Annotated in this window: 17 protein-coding genes; 2 read left to right on the top strand and 15 right to left on the bottom strand. The window is 49.9% G+C overall.

Translation table 11 applies throughout. The features are described from left to right. Nucleotides 1–19: 19 nt before the first annotated feature. From K7P76_RS03350 to K7P76_RS03305, 10 genes are all read right to left on the bottom strand, one after another. Entirely contained in the window at nt 20–886 is an 867-nt protein-coding gene (locus tag K7P76_RS03350) for a carbohydrate ABC transporter permease (RefSeq protein WP_232183365.1), read from the bottom strand. A gap of 14 nt (nt 887–900) precedes the next feature. Continuing rightward, nucleotides 901–1,770: a carbohydrate ABC transporter permease gene (locus K7P76_RS03345; protein WP_232183364.1), complete on the bottom strand. Its 870-nt coding sequence runs from the start codon at nt 1,768–1,770 to the stop codon at nt 901–903. Nucleotides 1,771–1,847: 77 nt separating this feature from the next. Then, a complete protein-coding gene (locus tag K7P76_RS03340) occupies nt 1,848–3,206 on the bottom strand; it encodes an ABC transporter substrate-binding protein (RefSeq protein WP_232183363.1) in 1,359 nt (452 codons plus the stop codon). 158 nt (nt 3,207–3,364) lie between these two features. Continuing rightward, nucleotides 3,365–4,219 carry an AraC family transcriptional regulator gene (locus tag K7P76_RS03335; RefSeq protein ID WP_232183362.1) on the bottom strand — a complete coding sequence of 285 codons (855 nt, stop codon included), beginning with the start codon at nt 4,217–4,219 and terminating at the stop codon, nt 3,365–3,367. A gap of 212 nt (nt 4,220–4,431) precedes the next feature. Beyond that, complete coding sequence (locus tag K7P76_RS03330; RefSeq protein ID WP_232183361.1) at nt 4,432–8,712, bottom strand: family 43 glycosylhydrolase; 4,281 nt, start codon at nt 8,710–8,712, stop codon at nt 4,432–4,434. 17 nt (nt 8,713–8,729) lie between these two features. Then, complete coding sequence (locus tag K7P76_RS03325; protein ID WP_232183360.1) at nt 8,730–9,596, bottom strand: carbohydrate ABC transporter permease; 867 nt, start codon at nt 9,594–9,596, stop codon at nt 8,730–8,732. A gap of 16 nt (nt 9,597–9,612) precedes the next feature. Then, entirely contained in the window at nt 9,613–10,512 is a 900-nt protein-coding gene (locus K7P76_RS03320) for an ABC transporter permease (protein ID WP_232183359.1), read from the bottom strand. A 118-nt stretch (nt 10,513–10,630) separates the two neighbouring features. After that, nucleotides 10,631–12,238: an extracellular solute-binding protein gene (locus K7P76_RS03315; protein ID WP_232183358.1), complete on the bottom strand. Its 1,608-nt coding sequence runs from the start codon at nt 12,236–12,238 to the stop codon at nt 10,631–10,633. 149 nt (nt 12,239–12,387) lie between these two features. Continuing rightward, a complete protein-coding gene (locus K7P76_RS03310) occupies nt 12,388–13,584 on the bottom strand; it encodes a DegT/DnrJ/EryC1/StrS family aminotransferase (protein ID WP_232183357.1) in 1,197 nt (398 codons plus the stop codon). A gap of 13 nt (nt 13,585–13,597) precedes the next feature. Beyond that, nucleotides 13,598–14,791 (bottom strand): neutral/alkaline non-lysosomal ceramidase N-terminal domain-containing protein, encoded by a 1,194-nt coding sequence (locus K7P76_RS03305; protein ID WP_232183356.1) that lies wholly within the window; start codon nt 14,789–14,791, stop codon nt 13,598–13,600. Between the two features lie 114 nt (nt 14,792–14,905). On the opposite strand from K7P76_RS03305, the gene K7P76_RS03300 reads away from it, so the two are divergent. Further along, entirely contained in the window at nt 14,906–15,820 is a 915-nt protein-coding gene (locus K7P76_RS03300) for an AraC family transcriptional regulator (RefSeq protein WP_232183355.1), read from the top strand. Here the strand turns inward: K7P76_RS03300 and K7P76_RS03295 are convergent. Beyond that, nucleotides 15,817–16,773, bottom strand: a complete 957-nt coding sequence (locus tag K7P76_RS03295) for a Gfo/Idh/MocA family protein (protein ID WP_232183354.1) — start codon at nt 16,771–16,773, stop codon at nt 15,817–15,819. The two genes, K7P76_RS03300 and K7P76_RS03295, sit on opposite strands and share 4 nt — an antisense overlap. Nucleotides 16,774–16,913: 140 nt before the next feature. Beyond that, a complete protein-coding gene (locus K7P76_RS03290; protein ID WP_232183353.1) occupies nt 16,914–17,840 on the bottom strand; it encodes an ArsR/SmtB family transcription factor in 927 nt (308 codons plus the stop codon). 146 nt (nt 17,841–17,986) lie between these two features. Between K7P76_RS03290 and K7P76_RS03285 the strand changes: the two genes are divergently transcribed. Continuing rightward, nucleotides 17,987–20,734, top strand: a complete 2,748-nt coding sequence (locus K7P76_RS03285) for a glycoside hydrolase family 2 protein (protein ID WP_232183352.1) — start codon at nt 17,987–17,989, stop codon at nt 20,732–20,734. A gap of 395 nt (nt 20,735–21,129) precedes the next feature. Here K7P76_RS03285 and K7P76_RS03280 read toward each other — a convergent pair whose 3' ends face one another. The 3 genes from K7P76_RS03280 to K7P76_RS03270 form a co-directional block, all read right to left on the bottom strand. Next, a complete protein-coding gene (locus tag K7P76_RS03280; RefSeq protein ID WP_232183436.1) occupies nt 21,130–23,190 on the bottom strand; it encodes an alpha-L-arabinofuranosidase family protein in 2,061 nt (686 codons plus the stop codon). A gap of 367 nt (nt 23,191–23,557) precedes the next feature. After that, nucleotides 23,558–24,523, bottom strand: coding sequence for a hypothetical protein (locus tag K7P76_RS03275; RefSeq protein WP_232183351.1), 966 nt, complete (start codon nt 24,521–24,523; stop codon nt 23,558–23,560). A 21-nt stretch (nt 24,524–24,544) separates the two neighbouring features. Further along, on the bottom strand, nt 24,545–25,777 hold the full coding sequence (locus K7P76_RS03270) for a family 1 glycosylhydrolase (RefSeq protein ID WP_232183350.1): 1,233 nt from the start codon (nt 25,775–25,777) through the stop codon (nt 24,545–24,547). Nucleotides 25,778–25,779: the final 2 nt, after the last annotated feature.

Raw genomic sequence — 25,779 nt, 5'->3', positions numbered from 1 at the left:
TTAGCGTTGCTTATTGTCTCTATCCCTTCATCCCCGTCATGGTGATTCCCTCGACGAAATATCTCTGCGCGAAAAAGAACAACAGCACAGTCGGAATCAGCGCCAGTACGGATCCCGCCATAATGTAAGTCCATTGCGCGTTATAGAAGCCCTGGAACGAAGCCAGCACGAGCTGAAGAGTATATTTCTCCGTGGAATTTATATAGATTAGAGGGCCGAGGAAATCATTGTAACCCGCCAGGAAGCCGAATAGGCCTTGGGTGACCAGAGCCGGCTTAGATAAGGGCAGCATGATCCGGACGAAAATATGGAAAGGATTAAGCCCGTCGATCTTGGCCGCTTCTTCCAGTTCCGACGGAATCGTCATGAAAAATTGTCGAAGGAAAAATACCGCCGCGGCCGCCCCGAACATTCCCGGCACGATAAGCGGCATCCAACTGTCGACCCAGCCGATGCTCTTAAACACGATGAAGGTTGGAATGAGCGTAACGACGCCCGGGATCATCATCGTAGTCAGCAGCATCATGAACAAGGCGTTCTTCGCGGGAAAATTCATCCGTGCGAAAGCGAACGCAGCCAGTGCGCTCGTAAACAAGCCGATTACGCACGGCAAGGCAATAACGAGCACTGTGTTCATGAAGCCATGCAGCACGTTCGCTTCGGTGAGTACGAACGAATAATTGCTCCACGCGAAATGCTCGGGAATCCACCTCGGAGGCATCTCGAAGACGACCCCTTGCTCCTTCAGCGAAGTGGACAGCATCCAGAGGAATGGAATGGCCATCACAAGGGAGCCCAGCACGAGGAAGAAGTAGGCAATAGTCTGGCGTATGATCTCATGCGTTCTCTTCTTCTGTTGCCTGACGCCCATTACGGCATTCAACATATGCGCCTAACCTCCTATTCGTAATGAACCCAGCGTTTGGACAGCCAGAAGTTCAGCAGCGTGACCAACAGGAGCAGCAAGCCTAACGCCCAGGCCATCGCCGACGCATATCCCATGTCCATATAGCGGAAGGCATTCTGGAACAGGTAGTACACGATCGTCGTCGTCGAGTAGTTGGGGCCTCCCTCAGTCATAATCTGGAACCGAGGGAAATCTTGCATAACCGCTATAATGGAAGTAACGAGAATGAATAAAGTCGTCGGCGAGATGCATGGAATCGTAATTCGGACGAATCGCTGCCAACCGTTAGCCCCGTCTATCTCCGCGGCTTCATAAAGACTCTTAGGTACGCCTTGCAGCGCGGCCAAGTAAAGCACCATATTGATGCCGAGCCCTCCCCAGACGCCCTGGATGATCATAGCCGGCATGGCCCAGCTCTCGCTGCTGAGCCATGCCGGTCCCTGAATGCCAACCAAGCCGAGCAGATAGTTTAGCAATCCATAGTTGGAGTTGAAGATCCATTTCCACAGCAGCGTCAACGCAACAACGGAGCTGATCGTCGGCAGGAAGAAGAACGTCCGAAAAAAATAAATCCCGCGAATCTTCTGATTAAGAGCCGTCGCGATCCCCAAGGCCAGCGCCATCCCGATCGGAATGCCCAGCGCCGAGTAGAAGGTGTTGAACATCGTCTTCCAGAACAGCGGATCTTCCGCAAGCAGCTTGGAATAGTTGTCCGTACCTTGGAAGACGGGCGCATGGTAGCCGCTGTATTGCGTGAAGCTCACGTATACTGAATAGCTTAGCGGAATAAACGCGAACAGCATGAATCCCAGGATCGGAGCGGAGATGAACAGATAGGCCCACAGGTATTCTTTGCGTTTCATGTTATTCCTCCTTCTGATGCACAGGGATAGAACGGGGCGGACCTGCCAGCCTTCCCTTCTCCCGGTTACCCTGTCGTTTATTTGAACAAAGCTGGATTACCTTCTTTAATTGCCGCATCGATCTTCGGCTTCAGATCGTTCATAAGATCTGTGGCAGTCACTTTGCCTTCCCACAATGGCCCGATGTTCTGACCGAGCATATCCCACCATTTCGCATTCGGCAGATTGGTCCACGGCCCTGGAATTTCATTTTCCGCCGCTTTGATGAACACGCTCGCATGCTCCGGCTTCTGTCCGGGTTGCAGGAACACATCCGTATTAGCCATCGATTTAAAGCTTGGAATGGCGAAGCCCATAAGGGATTGCTCCTTCTGTCCTTCCGGTCCTCCCAGAAACTTCACAAGCTCGAAAGCCGCTTCGGCGTGCTTCGATTTGCTATAGATGCCGAGTCCTACGGATCCGCTCCATCCCGCCCATTTTCCATTCGTAGGCAATGGGGCTACATCCCAATCGAAGCTCAGCTTGCGGTATTCCGGCACCATCCATCGGCCCTGAATCATCATAGCGAGCTTACCCGTTTGGAACATCTGACCATCGTTCATATCCTTCAGTGCCGCCCCGTTCGGGACCACCTTGTGCTTGTTAGACAGATCCGCCGCGAATTGCAGAGCATCCGTCGCTTCTTTGCTGTTGGCCAGAAACTCTTTTCTATCGTCGCTCAACACTTTGCCGCCATTGCCGAATACAAAGCCTTCCCACCAAATCGGTCCCATGCCATATTGCTCGATTTTGCCATCATTATTAATCGTTAATTTCCGTGCGGTAGCAAGCAATTCATCGAACGTCATCGGCACATCGGCGCTTGGGAAGGGCACGTTCATTTTAGTAAAAATATCTTTATTGTAGTAGAGCACCGTCGGTCCGATATCCTTCGGTAAAGCGTATAGCTTGCCTTTCCCATTCATTGCGCCGTCATTGCGATAACGGATGAGAGAGGACTCCCACATATCGCCGATATCGATCCCGCTCGTATCGACATAATCGTCGATCGGAAGCAGCAAGTCTTGGCTGACCCAGCGGCCGAAGTCGCCGTCCGGCACGTAGAAGACGTCGGGAGCGTCTCCGCCAGCCAGAATGGTGTTCATCTTGCCGACGTAGTCGACCGGAATGTGCAGATATTCGACTTTGATGTTCGGGTTTTTCTCTTCGAAGCTTTTAATCAGCTTCGTGAACACTTCCTTCTCCGAAGGATCTCCCCAACCGGCGAACTTGATTTTTACCTGCTGGCCGTTCGCGGCTTTGCCGGGAGGAGAGGAGCTTGATTCGTTCGCCGCACCGTCGTTTCCTCGGCCGCAACCGATTACACCGCCTAGCAGCGCAATTGTTAAAGCGACGACCAGTAATCCTTTTACGGGTCTTCCTTTCCTTTTGACCATTTCATCCATTCCCCCTATTTGACTTCTTGTTTCTCCTTCATTATAAAAAACAAATTCGCCGCGCCGTTCATGAAAACGCTTTAATATTGATACAAAAAGAATCTGTAAATGTTCGTTTTCGACGGTCGGAAACGAACATTTACAGATTCACCTGCTGTCTAGGACGAATTACGGCTCCGCCATTCCGAGGGGGTCGCGCCTACAGACTTGACGAATAGATCATAGAACCTGCTGGAGGAAGTAAAACCGACCTCGGAGGAAATAAATTCGATCGCTTTGTTCGTCTGTTCGAGCAGCCTCTTGGCTTCTTCCAGACGCAGATTAATGATATATTGCTTCGGGGATATCCCCAGCGCATACGAGAATTTCCTCCGCAGAATACTTTCCGAAATGAAGTGTCTTGCGGCGATCTCATTAACGGTGATGGAAGTATTGTAGACCTGGTGGATTTCCTTGAGTACTTTCTGGATGAGAGGACCGTCGTCCGTTTTATCCGTCAGCGGCTGCGAGGTTATCTTGTTGTCGTGATAAAGGAGTAGTAGAGTCTCCAGGTTCACCCTCATGAGATCATAGGAATATTCGCCATGCCCTTCCCGTTTCCATATCACTTCCAATTGATGAAGGCTGATGTTCGCCCACTCCAGCTGATCATCGCTCAGATGGGCAATCACGATATGCTGCTGAGGGTTCTGGTAAGCGTTCTGAAGCAGAAAGTGGCAATAAGAGGGAGCTCTGTCGGAGTGGATATGCAAGGAGATTCCTTTCCACGGCTTGATGCAGACGAATCCGTGATGAAGCCCGGAGGGAATCAAGATAAGATCTCCTTTGGCGACTTTAATGTTCTGCTCCTTGGAGCTATAATACCCTTCGCCGTCCAAGATCAACGTAAGCTCGTCGCAAGGATGGGAATGCGATTGGAACAGACCTTCCCCTTGTCCTGCTTGAAATGTATGGGGCCGAAAATACTCGATACTTTCAATAATACCGTTAATCCCGTTAATATTGCACCACATCCTCACGGTTTCTAGTATCATGCGAATATTTGGTGACTTTATTGTAGTAGCGCGTTACCGAAAAAGCAATGATTGTTGCTGCTTGCCGCCTTCGAACGGGGCTCATTAAAAGGATGTTAAAATGAACAAGTTTTCTGCATAGCTTTTGTGAGAGAAGGCCAATTGGCCGGCGATCAACCCGTCGGACAATTGGCCCTCTTTAATAAGCTTTTTCAGGGTTTAAGCATAACGTCCAAAAAGTCAATCTCTGCGTAATTAGCGCCTTTGGTAAACCGGATTTTATTATGTCCGGCCGTTAAGGTTTTCTCGATTGCGGTCGTTCCCCAATTTCCCCATCCGGAATATACAATGTTGACCGCTTGACTCGTTCCCCCATTAACGGTCATGTTGTAGGTTGCGATCGGGTTGCCGTTCGTTCCGTTAGCCGTTCTTGCCAATAGGATATAAGTACCGGCCGAAGCGACGGTTACGTCGAATTCTACGTAGCTATTCGTATTGTCAATGTATCCAACCTTTTTGCGGCCTGAGGCCGTCTCGTCCTGAACTCTCTTTGCCCCGTTCGCAAGCGTCGCCTCCTCGGCTTCATATCTCTTTCTTTCGGGTTCTCCGGACGGCGCCCGGATCGGAAAGTTCGGCGAGACCGGAACGTTGAGGTTAGGCGTGTTGTCGGCATTCCAAGTAAAAGGCTGCGCCCTTACATTCCTCGTCCAACCTCCGCCTGACCATCGAGCGGCATGATAGATCAACCAATCCTCCGTGCCGTCAGGCGATTTCGTGAAGCTATTGTGCCCCGGTCCGAAGATGCCGCTTCCGCTGCTGAAAATCGACGCGCTGCTCTTCGTCCATGATGCGGCGGACAATAAGTTGGAAGTGGTGCTTGCCGTCAGCAGTCCCAAGTTGTATTGATTGCTCCAGCTGCCATCCGCCGAGTATACAAGATTAACTTTATTGCCTTTGACGATAGGCTGCGGCGCTTCGTTTACATGAGGAGACTGACTCGTCTCCCAACTGTAAGTCGGCGATGAGATTAACGTTCTGGCGCTGGACAGCGTATACGGATTGCTCATCGATGCCACATAGATATTCTGGCGATTCTGATACGGAGAATCCCATCCGGACCAGAACCAATACAACTGCCCCGCAAGATTCAACACGGTGCCGTCGATTGCCCACAAATCCGTCGAGTCGGTTATTTTTCCTTTGTCGGTGAACGTTCCTTGGAACGGATCGGCGTTCGTATTTTCCAGTACGAACATGCGATGGTTAAAACCATTATCACCGCAGGTCGTGGCCGAATAATAGGCATACCAGGCATTGTTCAGAAAATGAATTTCCGGCGCCCAGATATCCTGACAGTTAGCCGCATTGGGGTTATTGGTCGGCGGGGCCCAGATGACCTTCTTCTCGCCGGATTCAATGCCGGATAGCGTCTTGGACCTCCAGATCGTCACATTGTTTCCCGTCGTACGGGTGTAATAATAGTAACCGTCTGTATGCTTGTACATCCACGCATCGGCGCCATCCTGAGAGATGACGTTATGGAAATCGGATCGGGCAAGCAACGGCGAACGCACCTCTACTTCGGATAGCTCCACTAGACTGCTCTGGCCGCCTCCGGGAAATTTCAACCGCAAATACCTTCCCGAAGCGTTCAAGGTGTACGTGTACTTCGATGAATCGTAGCTCAAACCTTCGACAGGTACATTAGTCGCGCTCTGAACGTTAGTCCAGGTAACCTTATCGTTGCTAACCTCAAAGGTGATGTTGGTCGGCACGGTATATGCGATGCCGAAAGGATATTCCCGGAAGTATAAGGCCACATCCTGTATGGACGTCTGCGTTCCCAAATCTACCTCCCACCATGAGTTTACCGCTCCTGCGGCGGTTGAAGCCCATGCGTTCTCCGCCGTTCTGCGGGAGTGCGTACCGTCGTTTGCCTTAGAGGCCGGATACATCGTCGAATACTCCGATGAAGCCGTCGCTTTTCTCTTGAAGGCGGCATTCAGCGTCTGCCGCTGATGCTGAGGAAGCCTGCGGTTGTAGATGCCGACCTCCGACAATTGCACTAGCGTATCCTGGCCGCCGTCCTCAAACAGCAAGCGGACATATCTTCCTTGCCCGTTTACGGAATAGGAGTACGCAGAGGACCCATAGAGTTGACCATTCGCAGGAACGTTAGCCGATCGCGCGATCAGTGTCGTCCAATTCGTATTATCGTTGCTTGTCTGAATGGTAATCGTCTTAGGTACCATATAGGCCGCATTTGCGGTAAATTCCCTGAATTTCACTTCGATGGTCTTGAACTTTTCCTGCTGCCCCAGATCGACCTTCCACCAACTGTTTAGGTTCGCACCCGAGGTGCTGGACCACGCATTGTTCGGATTGGCGGTTCCATGACTATTCAACCCGTCGTTCGCCTTGCTTGCAGCGTAGGTTCCGTCAAACGCCGAGGAAGCGGAAGCCGTCTTTCCGATCGCCAGATTGGCAGGTGCCGCTACCGCTTTTTCCTGAGCGATTTCAACCTCCGACAGCTCGATCAGCGAGTTTTGCCCGCCCGTCGGAAACTTCAGTTGCACGTATCTGGCCTCCCCTTGGAAAGGATAGAGGTACACTTCGGAAGCATACGTTGAATTTTCCAGCGGAACATTCGTCGATTGATTCACAACCGTTGTCCAGTTGACGTTATCGTTGCTTATTTGCACGGTTACCGAGCTCGGAACCATGTATGCTTTTTTTTCAAATTCACGATACTTGACTCGCACGCCTTCCATCTTCTGCTTTTTCCCCAAGTCCAGCTTCAACCAGGAATTAAGCGCTGCGCCGCTGGCGGTAGCCCAAGTATTCTCCACAGAGTCATTGCTGTTAATACCGTCCACAGCTTTATTGGGTGCATAAGCAGCGCTAAACTGAGATGACGCAGTAGCCGTTTTCTTAAATCCCGGGTTGGATACGATAGTGTCCCAGTATTTCTTAGCGCGTGCAAACTCTGTCGCGTCGTTCATGTAGGCATCGGGATTCCACATCCAGTTCGCCATCGATATCGCATAGATTTTGTGCGGAGTTGTCGGCCGGAAAATATTTTCGATAACGCCTTCGGATGTATTCCGCGGCATATCGTTCCATACGTAACCGCCCGGCAATGTCAACGGTTGATACGAGGGAACTAAAGTTTTCGTTTTAAACGGAACTCTTGAATCTGTAAAGTAATAATTGTCAATCTGCCATTTCGGTACAATCGGATCGGAAAAATTCAATCTTGTATCCGCCAGTTCGTAGTCATTGTGCCAATAGAACGGCATTTTATAAGGGTTGCTCGTATAATTTCTCCAAGTGGATACGTGGGCTGGCGTTAACTCCGTCGAGAAGACATTATACCCTGTCCAAGCCGCTCCGATCTCCGGGAGCAATCCGTTCGTAAAGGTATTCAAATAAGTGCCGATATCGGGCTCCGTAAGATTATACTTCTCCGGAGTCGACAACAAGTAGAAGCCTTCATACCCTGACAAACTTTTTTGGATCTTATTGGCCAAATCCCGATGTTTCGCCGGATCCGGATAGCCCTGATCGTCAAAGGCCAACATGATCTTAGAAGCGCCTTCGTCCAATGATAATTTATACAAATCAAGCAACTTGCTAAACTCTGCATCAGTCGGCATCCCTCCCGAATAACCGGGATTAACCTCCTGCATAAACTGGATGATGCCTTTATCCCTTTCATAGTTGCTTAATTCCTTCACCGCATTCACGTAATCTACGGTCGGATTTCTCCATCCATTCTCTAACAAATGGCTGTAACATAAGCTGAACACGTTGATCTTCAGCAAAGGAAGCATATGCATCCAGTCACTAGCGTCGGAATACGAAAATTCGCCTTCATTATTAACGTAAAACTTTGTATTAATGTCCTTGATAATCCGCATATCCATATCCGGATAATCGCGGACCGATATGACCCGCAGCCGGGTTAGGGCGCCGCTTGAGTCTACCATTTGCGCCAGGCTCGTCGAACCGTAATAGGCTCCAATCGCTTCGTAACCGGTTACAAGAACGATATGCCGATTGCTAACAAGCTCCCGTTCGATTGCATAACCCTCCTTATGATCGGGAACGTCAATGGAGTAGCTGCCGTTAACGGTATTGGTATTCTTCGTTCCGATGGCGATTACTACCGAATAGGCCGAGTTGGATTGATCATCGTAGAGTATCGGAATCTGCTGCCCGTTCTTGCGGGCAATGACTCTTTGCAGCAAATTCGCGCCTTCCTCCTCCGCCGGGGATGCTTCTCGTCCGATTACGATAGCCGCTTTATAGGAAGTACCGTCATACAGCGTCAGAAACTCGTCCGTATAGCTAACCTGCTGCGGAGTTGGAACGATTTTGTCGATATCTGCAATCATCGCACTGGCGCGTTCAGATGGGCCAATGAGAAATCCGGTTGCCGCAAGAGCTAGAACAATCACCGTTTTTGCCAAATGCATTAAATATCGTTTCATTAAAAAGCCTCCTTTTATTATTCTTTAAGTGAGCCTAGCATTGCGCCTTTGACAAAATATCTTTGCAGGAACGGGTAGACGATCAGAATCGGGACCGTGGCAAAGATAATAATGCCTGCGCTCATCATTTCCGGCGTAACAGGCATATTTAGTTCGAACTGCACCTCCCCCATGAAGTTGTTCAGCCCCTTCTTGGCGACCAGATTTTGCAACAGCACCTGCAAAGGATAGAGCGTCTTGTCCCTTATGAAAATGAGTGCGGAAAAGTAAGTGTTCCATTGATAAACGGCATGAAATAGACCGATGGTAGCAATAACGGCCGTCGATAAAGGCAGCACGATGCGGAAATAGATACCCGCCTCGCTGCAGCCGTCCATCTTCGCCGCATCGAACAGTTCTCCGGATACATTCCGGAAAAAGGTTCGCATAATGATCACGTAAAACGCGCTTGTTGCTCCGGGTATCATCAATGACCAGAGCGTATCGAGCATGTGAAGGGATTTGACAAGTAGAAATCCCGGTATAAGCGGTGCGGGTAAAATAAAAGTAAGCACGATGAGCCGCATGATCCACGTTCGTCCCGGCATGGTCGTTCTTGAGAGCGCGAAAGCCATCATGGACGTGAGCGCCAATGTAATGAGCGTACCGATAACGGTAATGTAGACACTGACGCCCATCGCCCTCCACATTTCATCCATCGATATTATTTTTTTGTAGACGGCAAACTGCAGTCCCTTCGGCCAGAAATACACTAGCTTGGCCTGCGCATAGAGCGGAGAACTCAAGGAAACCGACAGGATGTGAATTAACGGAGCCAGCATGATCAGGCTTAGAGCCGTCAAAATGGTAGCCAAAAAGGCTTGTAAAGCGATAGGTTTACGCACGTCTCCACCTCCGATGTTAGTAAAGGCTCTCTCCGGTTGTTCTACGACTGATCGCATTCAGCCCGAATACGAGTACGATGCCCACCGCGGCTTTGAACAGGGCAATTGCCGTCGTATAGCTGTACTGTCCGCCTACCAAACCGAAAGTATAGACATACGTATCGAATACCTCTCCCACATCCCTAACTAGCGGATTCAGGAAAATCAGCACCTGCTCCACATTCGCGTCCAGAATATGCCCGATCGAGAGAAGCAGAACGACAACCATAGTCGGCATCAAATAGGGCAACGTAATGCTCCACATTTGCCTCCATCTGCCGGCGCCGTCTACCATGGCAGCCTCGTAGAGATTCGGATTAATTCCGGATAGTGCCGCCAGATAGAGAATGGTGCCCCATCCGACTTCTTTCCAGATCCCCGTAGAAATCAGTACGGCAATAAATGTGTTTCCTTGCGTCACATAGTCAACCTTCGCCAGACCAATCTTACTGGCTATCGTATTAACGATGCCTTCGTAAGAGAGCAGATTGATGAAGATGGAGCCAACGATAACCCACGACAGGAAGTGAGGCATGTAGACAACGGTTTGCACGATTCTCTTGAACCACATCGATTTCAGCTCATTCAACAGCAATGCCAAAATGATCGGTGCAGGGAAGCCGAACAACAGCGAATAAAAGCCGAGTTTCACCGAATTGCGAAACACTTCATAAAAATCATCGAACCCGAACATCCGCTCGAATTGAGCGAAACCCACCCACGGGCTGCGTAAAATCCCTTTGAAGATGTTATAGTCCTGAAAGGCTATGACATTGCCGAGTAATGGAACGTATTTGAATAGTAAAAAATAGAGCAATCCGGGCAAAGCAAACAAGAGGAGGACCCATTTGTCGCGTAACACCAATCGCCTATTCATAACATCACCTGCCGATTCTTGTGGATGGCCAACCAGGTTTACCAGCTTTACCAGCTTTATTGCTCATTCGCGAATTGCGCTGTATGCATTCTGCATGCAGCGCAATCCACAATTAACGTTATTTATGGAACGCATTATACCACTGCGTTGCTTCATCAATTGCTTTATCTCCGCCGCGTTTATTCCAGTCCGCAACAAATTTGTCGAAGGCATCAATCGGTTGATTTCCCGTCATGATCTTGGAGAACATCTCGACGAACATCGTTCCCCATGTAGATATTTCCGGGTTGTTCTGGAAGGTGACAAGCGGCGGCATATACAGACTATCATGCGGCATTGCAATATCCGCCGAGAGCTTATAGCCTGCAATAATCTTTTCCGATTCCGGCAACGTTTTTAATACCAGATCGTTGTTAAACCCGATTTCACGGGGATTGATGGACAGTTGGAACATTTGGAACGCATTTTTCTCAGCGTTAACGGGAGCCGATACATCATATTTGATTTCCCCGCCTACATCGGTAAAGTTGGAGCCCTCAATTCCATAGGCGAAAAACTTGTCTGCTTCCGGGGAGCTCCATGCCCAATCGAGATACTTGATGATTTCTTCGGGGTTCTTAACCGTTTCTGGAATCACCCACACGAAATAAATGCCGTCGGACACGGGTCCCAAACCTCTTTCGCCCCTTGGTCCCGTCGGTGGAGCAATCATCGAGATATTAACCTTGTCCGGTTCGTTGACGAATTTCTTCGGCGCATTGGCTGCACTGAAGTCTGGTGTGTATTGATAGACGGCGGCAGCAAAGCTTCCCGACTTGCCATTATAGATATCGGCGCGGAAGTCTGCCTCCTTCTTCGTGAACAAATCACGATTGACATAACCTTTCTCATATAGCATCTTATAAAATGCGATTGCTTCCTTCATCTTGGGGCTGATCATATCAGGAATCAGCTTGCCATCCTGCATGTGCCAAGTTCCGGGATCGACGCCGAACGATCCGAAGAACATCGAGCTCCAACCCAATCCTTCAAACATCGTATAGCCGTATTCGTCGTTCGGATCACCGTTGCCGTTCACGTCCTGAACCTTAACCTGCTCGAAATAGTTAAGCCAATCATCAATCGTTTCCGGTTGCTTCAGGCCCAACTTGTCGAGCCAATCCTGGCGGATAAAACCGATTCTGTCGTTTGCCGTCCCGACAAGAACCGGAATACCGTAAATTTTCCCGTCCTTCTGAACTCGTGGACTGTTCCATGCGGTTTCGGGAATGCGTTTTTTAAGGTTTGGACCGTACTGATCAATCAAGGGACCTAATTCTCTGAAGATGCCCTGTTCAACCGCATCCTTGTGAATCGTGGAATCGATGCTTGGCGTCCGGATCAAATCGGCCAAATCTCCGGAAACAAAACGCAGGGAGAGCTGTTGATCGTAGTCGGAATGTCCCAGAAATTCAAAACTGAGATTATAACCTGATAGCTTGTTTAACTCTTTGATATAAGGATCGTCTGCTTTTAAAGTTTTGGCATATTCCGCTTCTGCATGGGATAGCAGTACCTTAATGGATTTGTTACCCGAATCCGGGCTATTGGTTCCGCTTACATTATTGCTTTCAGTGCTTGAGTTTCCTTCACTATTCGGACTGCTCTCCTTACCTTTATTCTCATTGCTAGAACACGCGGATAGAATAAGTGCGAGTGCGATGAAGATAACCAAAATTCTCCTCATTTAGTAATACCCCTCTCGTCTAGTGTTGTTCACGATATATGTTTGCAAGGCGGTCATCTGCCTGAGGTCGCGATCCTGCAAGCATTTGGCCAATCCCCTGAAACCGAAATGGATACTGCATAGCCATACTCATTTGTAGATCTACTATTCTACAAATAGGATTGAATTACTTTGTTGATGCCGTTTGCAATATCTTCCATGTCTCTCTCAGATCCAAGAAGAACGTTCTGGTGCAGCCAGAGCAACTCATGCTCGGAAGCTCTTTCCGCCACAGGACAACTGTATAACCTATCTTCTCCAATCAGCTTGCGAGTTCGATCGATAACGGCGGTATTCTTGTTCAGCGGGACATAACCTGCCGTAACCGGTATCCCCTCCGCATTCAACTTGCGGATAAAATCCTCTTTAACAATGCTGTCTGTAACGTCTCTATCCAGCTTGAACATATAAAGGTGGTTTGCATGTTTCGTAATTCTGCTATCATACTTTACGGGATGAATTCCTTCGATTCCTTGCAATAGCCCATTCAGATCATTTGCGCTGCGCTGGCGGATTTCCATCTGTTCCTCTAGTCGGCTCATCTGCGCAAGCGCTAGTGCAGCCTGTACCTCACTGAACCTGAAGTTCCAGCCAATACGCTCGTGCTGATACCATTTTCCGTTGCGAACACGACCGCAGTTATGAATCGACCAGACATGATCGGCCAATTCCTCATCGTTGCTCACAATGACTCCGCCTTCACCGCTATTGAGATTTTTACTAGATTGGAGACTGAAGGTACCCAGATCGCCTAGAGCTCCTACCCCTTGGTCTTCCCATTTGGCGGCTACCGCCTGTGCGGCATCTTCTATTAGAATTAGTTTATATGTCTTCGCAATTTGTCGTAACCGGGTCATGTTGGCCGGTGCGCCGGCAATATGAACAGCGATAATCGCCTTCGTAGCTGGAGTGATCGCCGCTTCAACCCTATCCGGATCGATCAGCATCGACTCATCTACATCCGCAAAAACCGGAATTGCGCCGATCAATAATGCAGCTGTAGCGGTAGCAATGAACGTATAGGGGGGCATGATGACCTCATCGCCAGCATCTACGCCTGCAGCTAGTAAGGCAATGCTTATGGCAACTGTGCCATTGTTGACTGTTATAGCGTATTTCGCATCATGCAGACGAGCAAACTTTTCCTCGAATGATTTGATTTTATCCGGATTCACACCTCCCCAGTTCCCCGATCTGACGGCCTCCAACATAAGCTTCTCTTCTAATTCTCCGAAGATCGGCCACTCGGGAAATGGGTGCGTTCTTATCGGACTCCCACCGTCTACCGCTAATCTTGACTTCTGCATGCTATTACTCCTCCTAGGTTTGTTCGTCGATTATAGCCATAAGTTGGTTTTTCACCTCCGCCTCAACAGCAGGGTCGAAGGGACCAGGAAGGCCGAAATAAGTGACGGATTCGATCGGTTCATATCCGCCTTCCTGCAGCTGTATGGCGGTTGTAATATACCCGATCATTCCATTGCTATAAGCCAGAGGGATCAAGCCAGGGGAGCGGCTTTTCAAGAACAAGCCGTATTCCACGACCATCTCGCCATTCATAGCTATAAATGTTAACCCGTCGGCTATAGTTAGCTTGGTTATTTCAAATCGGGCTTGCGCAGGTATTCCTGCAAAGGGAAGTCCTGCAATCGACCGCCTGCCAGCCAATATAGTCGGTTCCAGCCGTTCAAGCTCTCCGGATAGGATCGCATCCACATCGTCGGCAAATCTTTGTCCTACGATGGAAATGACATCCTGGTTGCTTTCGACAACTTCCGGCCTAACGGGATCAATATCGCCGCAGCATCCTTGTATATAAGCGCACACCGTCAAAGGGTCGTGACGGCTCTCCAGCCTTTCCATCGCGTAACCGCAAAATTCAGAGGATACCGAATTGCGATCCGATAGCGTGGGATGGCAAGCGTAATGGGTAAGCACGCCCTTCTTCTTCCCTGCGGAAGTCGTAAAGACGTATACCCTTAGTTCAGGATCGGTCAGTCCATCGGCGTTTGGGGCCAACATCATTTGGTTCCCAACCCATTTCCTGCGATTTACGCTGATTCTGGATACTCCTTTTCCCATCTGTATGCTCACAGGCTCGGCATCGGCTACTGCCTGATCCACACTCTGGATTACTGCCTGCTCCAAAAAAATAAGGTAATCCAGATCAGGATCTCCTAGTCCAACTGTTCGCATTGAAATGGACGGACCAGAGTGCGTATGAGTAGCATGTAGAATAATGGCGTCTACCGCGATTCCCCACTGTCGCTCAATGCGCCTGCGCAACTGATCAGTCAGCTCTTCCGACCAGAACAAAATATCGGCAGACACAAGCAGCGCCTGTAGCTTCGAACCATCCGCAGTGTGCTGTTGAAAATAAAACGTTCGTACGTACAAGCGGCTATCGATGGTCTCGAACTTTCGATTTTCCCGGCTGGCAAAGCCCGCGAGCGGTAAAGCGAATGGCGGGGTGATGTCGATTTTGGCTGTACCGACACTCAATTGAAGCTCCACAGGATCACACCTTCCGATTTCTATGTTATAATACATTCCATTAAGAATTCGGTCATTTTTTTTATTTACCCGGTCAATAGAAAGAAAACAGAGAAGAAAGCGGGGTAAATCAACATGGTTATGTTTCCGGAATATGAAGATGTTTTATCTTTATCTGGAGCCGTGAGCCGCAAGTTTTCCTGCGTAGTTACAACGCATACGCTCCATAAGCATTACGCTTTGCACCACCATGATGTGCTCGAACTTGCCCTCGTCGTTAGCGGAACCGGGACCGAATTCATTAATGGGAGTCCGCATAAGCTTCAACCGGGAACAGTCACTTTTTTACGCCCCCATGATATGCACGAAATATTTTGCGATGATGCGGGTGTAGAAGTGATCTGCTGCATGTTCGATATAAGCCTGCTGTTCGGATCAACAATGGAGGCGGATTTCGGCACGATCATTCTGGGCACGAATGACGGATCTACATCCTATGTAGATCTCGATCCTCAACCTTACGCCGAAATGAAAGACTGCCTTGGAAAAATGCGGTTAGAATACCTAGACGACAAGCTGGCTAAAAATTCGTATATTCGCAGCAAGCTAATTGAAGCTCTGATTATCTATTTCCGCGCTCAGCAGAGAAGCAATAATCTCACTCCGTCCAGTTCCAATTATCGTACTAAAAAGCTGATATGGAATGTCATTCAATACGTGAACACCCACTATATCAACGACTTATCCCTTGAAATGCTCTCCAGCCAATTCGATGCCAGCGTATCGGCCATTAGTCTTTCGTTCAAGGAAGTAATGGGAACGACTTTCCTTCATTATTTGCACAGCCTTCGGATCAGGAGAGCAACCGGTCTGCTTCTGAACACGAGCATGTCTATTCTTGATGTCGCCTTGGAAACAGGCTTTCAATCCTTCCGCACCTTTTCCCGGGTATTCGTGAAAATCGAAGGACTATCGCCCCGTGAATACCGTTTGAAGTACATGAGGGAGTCGGCAACCTTACCCCCTCTGTCCGATACTTCAAAGGATTAAGTTTTGATGCACTCTAAAATCCGATTCGCTATTGTGATGGCCGAACAAGCTTCTTCCGCCGTAATAGGGAGCGGACCGTTCGTTTCGATTGCTTCGATAAAACTCGACAACTGACAATAATAGGGGTCTTCAAGCTCTGAAGCTTCAGGTATAATGACACCTCGATCCGATGAATTCTCATGAACCGCCTTATTGTCGCTCTCAATGTCCTCTTTGATACTGCCGAAACTAAGAACCCCCTGATCTCCCGTAATATCAAACCCGGCATGAAAGTTGGACGCGCCCCAAACAGCCTCTAAACTAACTATAGTTCCGTCAGCGTAATAGAGCCATGCCAACGCTTGCTCCACTCCCTCGCGAGCTATAATTTCCGCTCTTATGTTCGTGATTTGATCTCCAAGAAGCCACAACACATAATCGATATCATGAATCATAAGATCAAACACAACGCCGCCGCTTTTTCGCTTATCCAGAAACCAGCTGTTCTCCGCCGGCATTAGACTAGCTCTTGTTGTACGCATGGACTTGACCGCCCCAACTTCACCTGAGCGCAACCGCATGCGGGCATCTCTATATTCCGGAAAAAATCTAACCACATGAGCGACACACAACCTAACACCTTTTGCTCGGCTTGTCTCTATTAATTCCCAGCAATCCTCTTCGGTCAATGTAAGCGGTTTCTCACAGATAACATGTTTTCCAGCTTCCAGAGCTTGCAGCACATATTCCTTATGCAAATAAGTCGGCAAAGTCACGCAGATGATATCGATATCCGGACGTGCGATCATTTCGCTGTAGGATTCATAGATACTTGCCTGCAGCAATTCAGCTAAAACGGCTGCTTTCGCCCGCTCGGGATGGCAGACTGCGGTTACCCGAACTCCATTCATCCTTATCAAACGATCGACGTATACTCTTCCCATTGCCCCGCACCCAACTAAACCGATGTTCATGTCTACCATCCTCCTCTTATTTCTACTTCATTTTATTGAAATCTGCTAAAAAGGATGGTCAATTTTATTTCGTAAGCAGTCAATTCTGATATTTCGGAGGATCTGTCTCCAGATAAAAAAAAGAGCCAACCGGCTCCCATTTAAGTTTGATGAACGAACGTCAGCTTTAACCCTTGCGGATAATCTCCGAAATGCTCTCCGAATAAGTTAAGTCCTCTAACATTGGCAGCATCCTCCCGGACGCCGATTCGAACGATGACAGGGCGACTGAAATGCAAATCTAAGTCGCCAACGCATACAGATGAAGATTGGACACCGTTGACGCTGCTCTTCTCCGTGTCGACCTCCCACTCCGTCAGCTTCCCGTATTGGGTCATTCCCAGCCAGCGGCTAGGGGTTAACTCGCCTTGACGATCGCCGAAATCGCTGGGGCTCGTCCATTCTCCGATGAAGTTGCCGTTAATCCACAAGCCGATGTCGGAAGGCCATTCCATATCGAAGCCCGGAGCCTCGGAGCATAACTCGGCGCTTAAACGCAATTGTTTCAATTCGACACCCGGAGGAACCGGATTGGGAAAATGGTATTCCACGTACCCCGAGCCACCGAACCACAGAAGCTCCGCCCCCCAGCGCTGAGGATCATAGAATACTCTAGGATCATCCGGACAACCGATCATCTCTTCCGGTCCGAGTATGCCGCATGGAGATTCCACCTTGCACCCCGTATACATCCCGATTCCCATATGGATTTCCTCGGCACCGTGCAGCCCTTCACCCGGCCTCATCGGCAGATCGAAAATAATCGTATCATACGTTCTGAAGCATATTTTTTCCCTGTTAATGCCTTGCTTTGATTCAACAAGACCTGCTGATTCAAGCATCTGCACATTAATAGTAACGGTCGGCTGGGCCACGCCAAGCGTTTCGGCCAATTGGGAAATGCTCATCTCGCGCTCGCCCAACGCCTCGATAATTCTTAATCGCAAATCACCCGCTAAAGCTTTGGCTACCTCTTGTACGTTCATTTTCGAAATTTTCTTCACATTATCTAGTTGACCGCTCACCATAACTCTCCCCCTTAACTAAGTCTATATCGCTCTATTATAACAGCCATAGTCATTTTACAAACAGTATTGAATATTCATAATACATATTATATTATTACTATAATAAACATCATTAATTCCCTATACTTAAAAAAGGATGTGTACAGATGACTTCCGCACAAAGCAGCGTTATACCTACGACCACGATACCCAAACCCGAGCATCCCCGTCCGGATTGGCAGCGTTCAAGTTGGTTGAATCTGAACGGCGAGTGGGGCTTTCGGTTTGACGCCGACAATCTCGGTCTTAATGAACAATGGCAGGGTAGGCAGCAATCGACGTTTAACGAAACGATCGTTGTCCCTTTTTCTTGGGTTAGCCCGCTGTCCGGAATAGGCGACAATCGCAAAGGCATTGCTTGGTATAGCCGAAACGTTCGGTATGCCGACATAAAAACGGGAGAACGGCTATTCCTTCACTTTGGCGCTGTCGATTACAGCTGTACCGCATGGGTCAATGGGCAGCAGGTTGGTACGCATACCGGAGGATATGGCGCATTCGCGTTCGACGTTACGGAAGCTTGGCAGGCGGATGGAGACAACCATCTGGTCGTCCGCGCGGAAGATCAGGATGCCGAACATCAGACACGAGGCAAACAAGGCTACGGAGAAATTCGTGGCATATGGCAAACGGTATGGCTGGAAGTTCGCCCCTGCAACTATGTGGATTCCGTTCGAATCGTTACGAAACTGGACGGCACGATCGCGATTACCGGCTCGATTCAGTCGGGCGGTGTTGAGGAATCGACTCTGATCTTCGAATTCGACGGGGGAAGCGTTCGACACGAGGCGGCACTTCGATTGAACGCGGGGGACAATAAGTTCAGTACGTCTTTCCAAGTTCTCCAGCCGAGGCTTTGGAGTCCTGAGGATCCTCACTTGTACGAAGGAACGATTACATTGAAGACGAACGGCTCCTCGGATACGATCGCTACCTATTTCGGAATTCGCGAAATCGGGTCCGCTTTGTTCGACGACAGGAGCTATCGCTGGATTACGCTTAACCGCAAACCTGTTTACTTAAACGGAACATTGGATCAGGCGTTTTATCCGGTCGGTCATTTCACCGCTCCTTCCGACGAGGAACTTCAGGATGAGATCTGGCGTTTAAAAAGGCTAGGACTTAACTTGGTCAGGATCCACATTAAGCCGGAAGAGCCGAGAAAGCTATATTGGGCCGACAAACTAGGCATTATGGTCATGGAAGACATGCCTTGTTTCTGGGGAGAACCGGATGAAGCGGCTCGAACCGCTTATGAAGCGGAAGCGAGGGAAATTCTGAATCGTGATTACAACCATCCGTCTATCGTTTCTTGGGTTATTTTTAACGAGACTTGGGGTTTATTCACCACGCGCGATGGAGTAAGAAGCTTCCGCCCCGAGACGCAGGAGTGGGTTCGCAACACATTCCGATGGGCGAAGTCCGAAGATCCGACCCGGATAATCGAAGACAACTCCCCATGCAACTGGGATCACGTGGAAACGGACCTCAATACTTGGCATTTCTATAAAAATGGATACAAAATCCTGCGCGACCATGTCCAAGAAGTCGTCGACAAAACGTTCCCGGGATCCGATTTCAACTACATTGGCGGCAACTTACAAACCGACGCCCCGCTCATGAACAGCGAATGCGGCGCAGTGTGGGGAATCGAAGGCAGCGCGGGGGATAGCGACATTGCTTGGCAATACCGGTACATGATTAATGAGCTTCGCCGCCATGACAAAATGTGCGGATTCGTCTTCACGGAATTCCATGATGTCGTGAACGAATATAACGGTTATTACCGCATCGACGGATCGGATAAGGATTTCGGTTATGACGCCTTCGTGCCGGGAATGTCGATCGCCGACCTGCACTCTCCTGATTTCATCGTCATCGATGCGCCCCCGTGCGAGACGGTGAAGGTCGGGCAGCGGCTGGAAATCGCCTTGCTTCGTTCCAGCTACTCCGATCGTTATCATGGCCAGACTTTGCGATTGGAGTGGGAGCTATGGCACGATCGATTCGGAAGCAAAGCCGTTGCCGACCAAGGATCGCAAGCCATCGAATGGAACGGCTACGGCGTCGCCGCATTGAATAACGTGACGGTGAACATGCCCGCAACCGATTCCGTAGCCGTGTTCGCGGTTACGTTGCGCAATGACCAAGGAGATGCGATAACGCGAAACTTCATTACTTTCGACGTGCGCAGCGATGATTCTAACGGCATCTATGACCTGGAAGGCAAATGGTTGTCGGTACCGGTCAACCACTATGCCCGTCAAGAGTGGCCATATGCTTGGCATGCCTTGAATAATCATAAGGTAAACGGGGGGTTGCAGGGCTTCGTGGAATTCGAAATTAAGCTGCCTGCGGATGCTCTCGTCAGTTCGCTTGGCAACATGGAGATCTTCTTCGAGGCAGGGGCCAAGGTTGTTTTGCGCAAGGACAAGGAAAATTCGGAAGCGAAAGCGATCGACCTCGATTTCATGAGCGGCGTTACGCCGGATCCGGATTTGAACCCGAGCACCTACTATATGACCGATGAGTCCAAACATCCTTCGCTTGTAAAAGTTTCGATAGACGGCCACTTGGTTGAGAGCTTGAATCTTCCCGATGACCCTGCGGACAGCCGCGGCGTATTATCCTGGCATTACCAACCCAAAGATACGAAGCTTGAGGAAGCGGGTTCTTACGGTTACTTGCACAAAGTAACTGTACCTAGCCGATTGATCAAGCCGATCGTCAGGGCAGGCGGCTTCACCTTAAGGCTTAAAGTCGATGGAGATATCCCGGCGTTAGCCGGCGGTCTCGCCTTATACGGTCGCAATGCCGGTCGCTATCCGATCGAACTGCTCGTTCGTTATTGTTAAAACAAAGAAAGAGAGCAAGCGTTCATTCGCTTCTCTCTTTCTTACTTTTAGTCGTAAATGGGGCTGTCTCACAAGTAATTATCTTGTTTCTAGTTTTATTTTGATTCAAAATCCCAATTAGCTCTCTATTTTATTTGCTGGACAAACTGTAAAAAGCGCAGGTTGTTTCGTCAAAAACTGTTTTTAGAACCGTTGAGATGTAAAAGCTGCAGGTGTTTGCGGCAAGTTCGAGTCATTCTTGCCGATTTGGGCTGAACACCTGTATGAAATGCAGGTTGATTGGCGAATATCTCATTTTTAGCCAATATTAACTGTAGTAAATACAGGTTCCACCAAAAAACAAGGGCTATCACTCAGGTCATTAAAGACCTTCTGGGACAACCCAATTGTTCAAGTTACGGCTTCATTACAATCGGTAAAGCGGTTGTTCCTCCTGCATCCGAGATTACAGCATACTTATGCCCTGTCGTATAACCGGTCAAAGTAGCGGTGAGGTCATAGGTTCCCGCACCGGATACCGGGATGAGATAGTAGCCGCTGCTGTTCGTAATTGCGCTTCCTCCGCCAATCACCTGAACGGTCGCTCCGGCAAGCCCCGTGCCCGAAGCGTTCACGACTTTCCCTACGATGGACGGTACCGTCGTGGCGCTTGCCGATACGGTAATCTTGATTACAGTGTAGGAATGGGCCGGGAACGTATAGGTAAAGCTGCTCCCTACACCGCTGATCGTGTTTGTGGCGAGCGGAACGGCGTTCGGATTTTGCCAAGTATTTTTAGTCAAATACCCCGCCCCTCCGCCGACGGAATAAACGGTCGCCGTTGCGCCAATCGTTCCGGTATTGCTTAAATTGAGCGTCGTGGCTTGTGCGTTTGTTTCGTCGCGGTTAACGACGGAGATGTACAATTCAGTTCCATCCGCGGATTTAGTAGCCGCGGCGTCCAGCATAGGAATACCCGAAACGGCTGGTAAATTGCCCATCGCCGGAGCGTTGTAGGTCGGCGAACCGCTGACCGACGTCTGTACGGATATGGGCCCCCGGTAGTTGCCGAACATCTTCAGCACATGATAGGCCGGGGTAACCAGCATGCCGCGAACGCTCGTACGAATCGATCCGCCATCCCAGAAATTGGCCACTTCGGAATAGTGATTAAAATCCGCGAAATGCGGATTTCTTACCATCGAATTCAAGAAACCGGCTACCTGCAAAGCAGCCTCCGTGCTGCGAGTCCTACGTTGATCATCGTGGAAATACATCGCGTTGTACTCCTCGATCGCTAACTTAATGTTGCGGTCCGTCGCATTAAGCACCGTGTTCTGCGTCGCCAGCATCCGGCTCGCATAAGTGACGGGCGCACCGACCGACGCGCGATACACGTCAAGACTCGAATAACCTTGAGGCAAGCCCTGCGGCGAATAATAATGGATCGCCAGATTGTTCATCCGAGAAGCATTGTTCTGCAATAATACCTGATTCCAAGTATTGCTGTTGTTATTGCCGTCGCCGCCCTCGGCCGTGAAATTAAGCGTCGGATCCTGCGCGGCCATGGCCGTCTGAATAGCGGTATACCCCGAGGAAAACACATTCGGGTCACTCGTCCAACCCGGCGTCCATGCGCCCCAAGTTTCGTTGCCGATACCCCAGAACTTCACTGCATACGGAATGGCGTGCCCGTTTGCAGCGCGCTGCGCTCCATACGCTGTCGAAGTCGCGCCATTCGCGTATTGCACCCAGTTAGCTGCCTCGGTAGGCGTTCCCGTCCCATAGTTCACATTCAGGAACGGGGTGATCCCGTGATTCGCCGTAAATTTGAGAAATTCGTCCGTTCCTACGTCGTTGGACATCCATACGGAGTCCCACTGCCCGTAATAGATAGGCGGCCTGCTATCCCGGGAGCCTACTCCATCCTGCCAATGCTGCCAGTCGGCGATAATACCTCCCGGCCAGCGGAGCATATTCGGCTTCGCATCCACCAAAGCGTTCACCCAATCTGTCCGGAATCCTCCGTCGGATACCTCGGACGCATGAGTCGGCATGAGCGACGGCATATCGAGCCACAACGTGCCCGTCGCACCGAACCCAATGAATAGCTTTGCCTGCTGGTTAGACGTATTCGGCGTCAAAGTGAGCGTGTACTTTGCCCAATTGCCTGTGACTCCCGTTATCGAACCCGTCGCATATGGCACGTAGGAAGCTGAATCGCCCATAGAAGGTCCAAGCGTAACGGTAACCGGTCCCGTCATCGCATTTTGCCGCAACCAAATGCTGAAAGTATAAGGGTGACCGGCCGTTACTTCAATGTCCGGAATGCTGATTCCTTTACGCCCGTTCGTATGCTGAGTCAGATCGATTCGCGCGGAATAGCGACCGTTGTAAGCATTAACTGAGTCGATGCTATAGGCCGCTCGGTCTGCATACCCGTCCTCCTGCCAATCCCCCCAGCGCTCAGGCGACATAAAATCCCACGTCGTGGTAGACGCGCCATAGCCGTAGAGAAATACCTGATAGTCTTTGTTCGGCAAATGCGTATCATTTTTCAGTGAATAAACCAATGAGTTGTTATAGTAAAAATAAATCGTCCTTCCGCTGGGCCCATACGGTCCTGCTTCAATCGTCAGCAGCGCAGGGGTGCTGGCCGCGGGTCCCGACCAGTTGCCGACCGCATCGGAAGTGTACACCTTGAGAACGCCGCCTTCGATTCCAAACTCGACAAAGTTGCTGAAGTCTCCCCTGCCGCTGCCTGAGTACAAATTCATTAAAGCGTTCGTTCCGCTGTAACTCACTAAGCGCGAGGATACCGTGTAACCGTATAGGTCAGATTCTTCAAGGGTTGGATACATCGCCCCGTAACGGCTTCCCGCCGCCCCGTTGATCGTCAGATTGCTGTTGCTGGAACTGAACGATCCCCAAGACGAGCCTTCGAGCAGTTCCATCTGCCATTCGCCGGCCAAACCTTCGAAATGCGGAGCGAACTGTTCGTTGAAATGCTGGGTCTGCACGCACGTAATCCCACTTCGTGACCGAAGACCCGTAACCATAGAGGAAAAGCCGGAAATCCGGAGCATGCACGTCCTTGATGTCGGTCAAGCTGTAGACGAGATTTCCGTTCCAGTAAAAGCGGAATTTGCGTCCGCCCGTGTAATACGGCGTTACCTGCACCGATAACGTCCCGGGCGCGCTCACCGCACCGCCGGTCCAGTTGCCTACGCCGCTTGAAGTAAATACTTTAAGTACCCCTCCTTCAATGCCGTACTCGACGAAATGCGAGAAATCACCTGCTCCCGTTCCCCCGTAGATGCTCAAGAGCGCATTCGTTCCTGATATCGCGGTCACTTTCGTTTCGATGGTCGTGCTTTTCCTAGCCGTGTTCGGGATATCGTTGCTTAACATGCCGAATCTGGCCGTCGCGCCCGCTCCCGAAAGGGTTAGCTTGCTGTTCGAGACGGCAGCCGTACCTGAACCCGTTCCCGCCAATAGCACCGGTGTCCACCGGCTCGCATCGACGGTGGCCAAATCGAAATCATCGTAAAGCGGGCTTCTCCGAGCATATACGGATTCATTCTCGAAGGAACGATTCAATACTCTCTCCGCCCAGACGCCGTTCATTTCGTTGTTAGCCCATTCGAACATCCCCCCTGTCACTTTGGGGTCGATAATTCCTTGAACTTTGGATGCGTCGACAGAGATGGAAGGACCCGCGGCCTGCGCGGGTCTAATAGGGAACATCGTAAGCAATAGAACGAAGATCAATGCAGAAACAAGAACGCTTCTTACGTTGACCAATCTCATCCGATTACACTCCCTTTCCTTTCATATCTTCGAGCGGCCTTGCACTTCCTGTTCGAATCTGTCGCACACGGCGTTTTTTCTGCGGGCTAATGTGCCATCGGGCTGCTCTTCCAGCGTATACAACCCGAACGTCGCCACGTTGTCCCGGAAGGGGAGCCCATTCGTCCGATAGGGCCAATCCACCATATCCAGAAATGGGAACCAAGTTATACCTGCCAGCTCTATGCCTTCACTCGTTAATTGACGACCGGCATCGATAACGTCTTCCAGCCAAGCGATCCGCTCTTCTTCAGAGCCCCAATAGCTTGTTTCCGTAATAAATACCGGTTTTCCGTACTTGCCGTTAATGTCTCGGACGATTTCCACCAAATCTTGTTTGCCGCCGTGCACGGGTTGAGGAATTTTCTGCTGCCGGACCACCTCCTTATCGATGGCGTTAACGGAAAATTGCGGGTAAAAATTAATTCCGACAACATCCAACTCGATTGCATGTTCAAGGTACCAAGATAGATCCGCTTCCGAAACGCCATTGCGAATCAACCAATTCCTCAGCGGGTGATCTCCCTCCACATTGCCTTGGACAAGCTCCCACATGACATAACGGATTTCGTTCCATAACTTCGTCTCTTCGATGAGGCTCTCGTCCGCAGCCACGAACTTTTTTGCGGCTTCCACATGTATCATCGTTGAATCAGGTTGAATTTCCCGTATGCCCGTTACCGTCCGGATAATCCCTTTGCACAACTGATTCATGATGGATACAAACCCATCATGCCCTTTTAAGTAGGGAGGCCATGTCCCGGACCAACCGCACCATTCCGAATTGATGAAGGGTTCGTTCAGCGGAGTATAGTAGGCGACGATGGAAGAGTATCTTTGAGCGAAAGCCGTTGCATACCGGGCAACGTATTCGGGGTATGCGGCATTCATGAATTCGCGATCCATCCATAACGGCGTACCGTAATGCATTAAATCTATGATGGGCTTCAGATCACGATGTTCGGCGAAATAAGCCATTACTTCATCCGTCCACTCCCAATCGTAAACGCCCGATTCCGGCTCAACCTTATACCACGGAATTCCGTAACGGATCATGGTCGCTCCAGTCTGGCGAACACGTTCCAAATCTTCTCTCCAGAAACGATAATGCTGCGTAATCTCATACTCGTCGAGAACCCTTTCGCCCCGAGCGGTCTGAGCGATAAACGTATTTTCGAAGCCAACGGCCCAAATCCAAGGCGCTGATGCCGACATGG

Origin of the sequence: Cohnella silvisoli, assembly GCF_021190915.1 — a bacterium.
In the GTDB taxonomy this organism is placed as follows: domain Bacteria; phylum Bacillota; class Bacilli; order Paenibacillales; family Paenibacillaceae; genus Cohnella; species Cohnella silvisoli.
Note: the sequence above shows the minus strand (reverse complement) of the source record. Positions and strands in the feature narration are given on the sequence as shown.

Bases quoted from the DNA above. Each gene is read 5' to 3' on its own strand.
- K7P76_RS03350 (WP_232183365.1), bottom strand. From the start codon at position 886: ATGTTGAATGCCGTAATGGGCGTCAGGCAACAGAAGAAGAGAACGCAT.
- K7P76_RS03290 (WP_232183353.1), bottom strand. From the start codon at position 17,840: ATGGTGAGCGGTCAACTAGATAATGTGAAGAAAATTTCGAAAATGAAC.
- K7P76_RS03280 (WP_232183436.1), bottom strand. From the start codon at position 23,190: ATGTCGCCTGAGCGCTGGGGGGATTGGCAGGAGGACGGGTATGCAGAC.
- K7P76_RS03340 (WP_232183363.1), bottom strand. From the start codon at position 3,206: ATGGTCAAAAGGAAAGGAAGACCCGTAAAAGGATTACTGGTCGTCGCT.
- K7P76_RS03295 (WP_232183354.1), bottom strand. From the start codon at position 16,773: ATGAACATCGGTTTAGTTGGGTGCGGGGCAATGGGAAGAGTATACGTC.
- K7P76_RS03285 (WP_232183352.1), top strand. From the start codon at position 17,987: ATGACTTCCGCACAAAGCAGCGTTATACCTACGACCACGATACCCAAA.
- K7P76_RS03310 (WP_232183357.1), bottom strand. From the start codon at position 13,584: ATGCAGAAGTCAAGATTAGCGGTAGACGGTGGGAGTCCGATAAGAACG.
- K7P76_RS03300 (WP_232183355.1), top strand. From the start codon at position 14,906: ATGGTTATGTTTCCGGAATATGAAGATGTTTTATCTTTATCTGGAGCC.
- K7P76_RS03315 (WP_232183358.1), bottom strand. From the start codon at position 12,238: ATGAGGAGAATTTTGGTTATCTTCATCGCACTCGCACTTATTCTATCC.
- K7P76_RS03345 (WP_232183364.1), bottom strand. From the start codon at position 1,770: ATGAAACGCAAAGAATACCTGTGGGCCTATCTGTTCATCTCCGCTCCG.
- K7P76_RS03270 (WP_232183350.1), bottom strand. From the start codon at position 25,777: ATGTCGGCATCAGCGCCTTGGATTTGGGCCGTTGGCTTCGAAAATACG.
- K7P76_RS03335 (WP_232183362.1), bottom strand. From the start codon at position 4,219: ATGTGGTGCAATATTAACGGGATTAACGGTATTATTGAAAGTATCGAG.
- K7P76_RS03275 (WP_232183351.1), bottom strand. From the start codon at position 24,523: ATGAGATTGGTCAACGTAAGAAGCGTTCTTGTTTCTGCATTGATCTTC.
- K7P76_RS03330 (WP_232183361.1), bottom strand. From the start codon at position 8,712: ATGAAACGATATTTAATGCATTTGGCAAAAACGGTGATTGTTCTAGCT.
- K7P76_RS03320 (WP_232183359.1), bottom strand. From the start codon at position 10,512: ATGAATAGGCGATTGGTGTTACGCGACAAATGGGTCCTCCTCTTGTTT.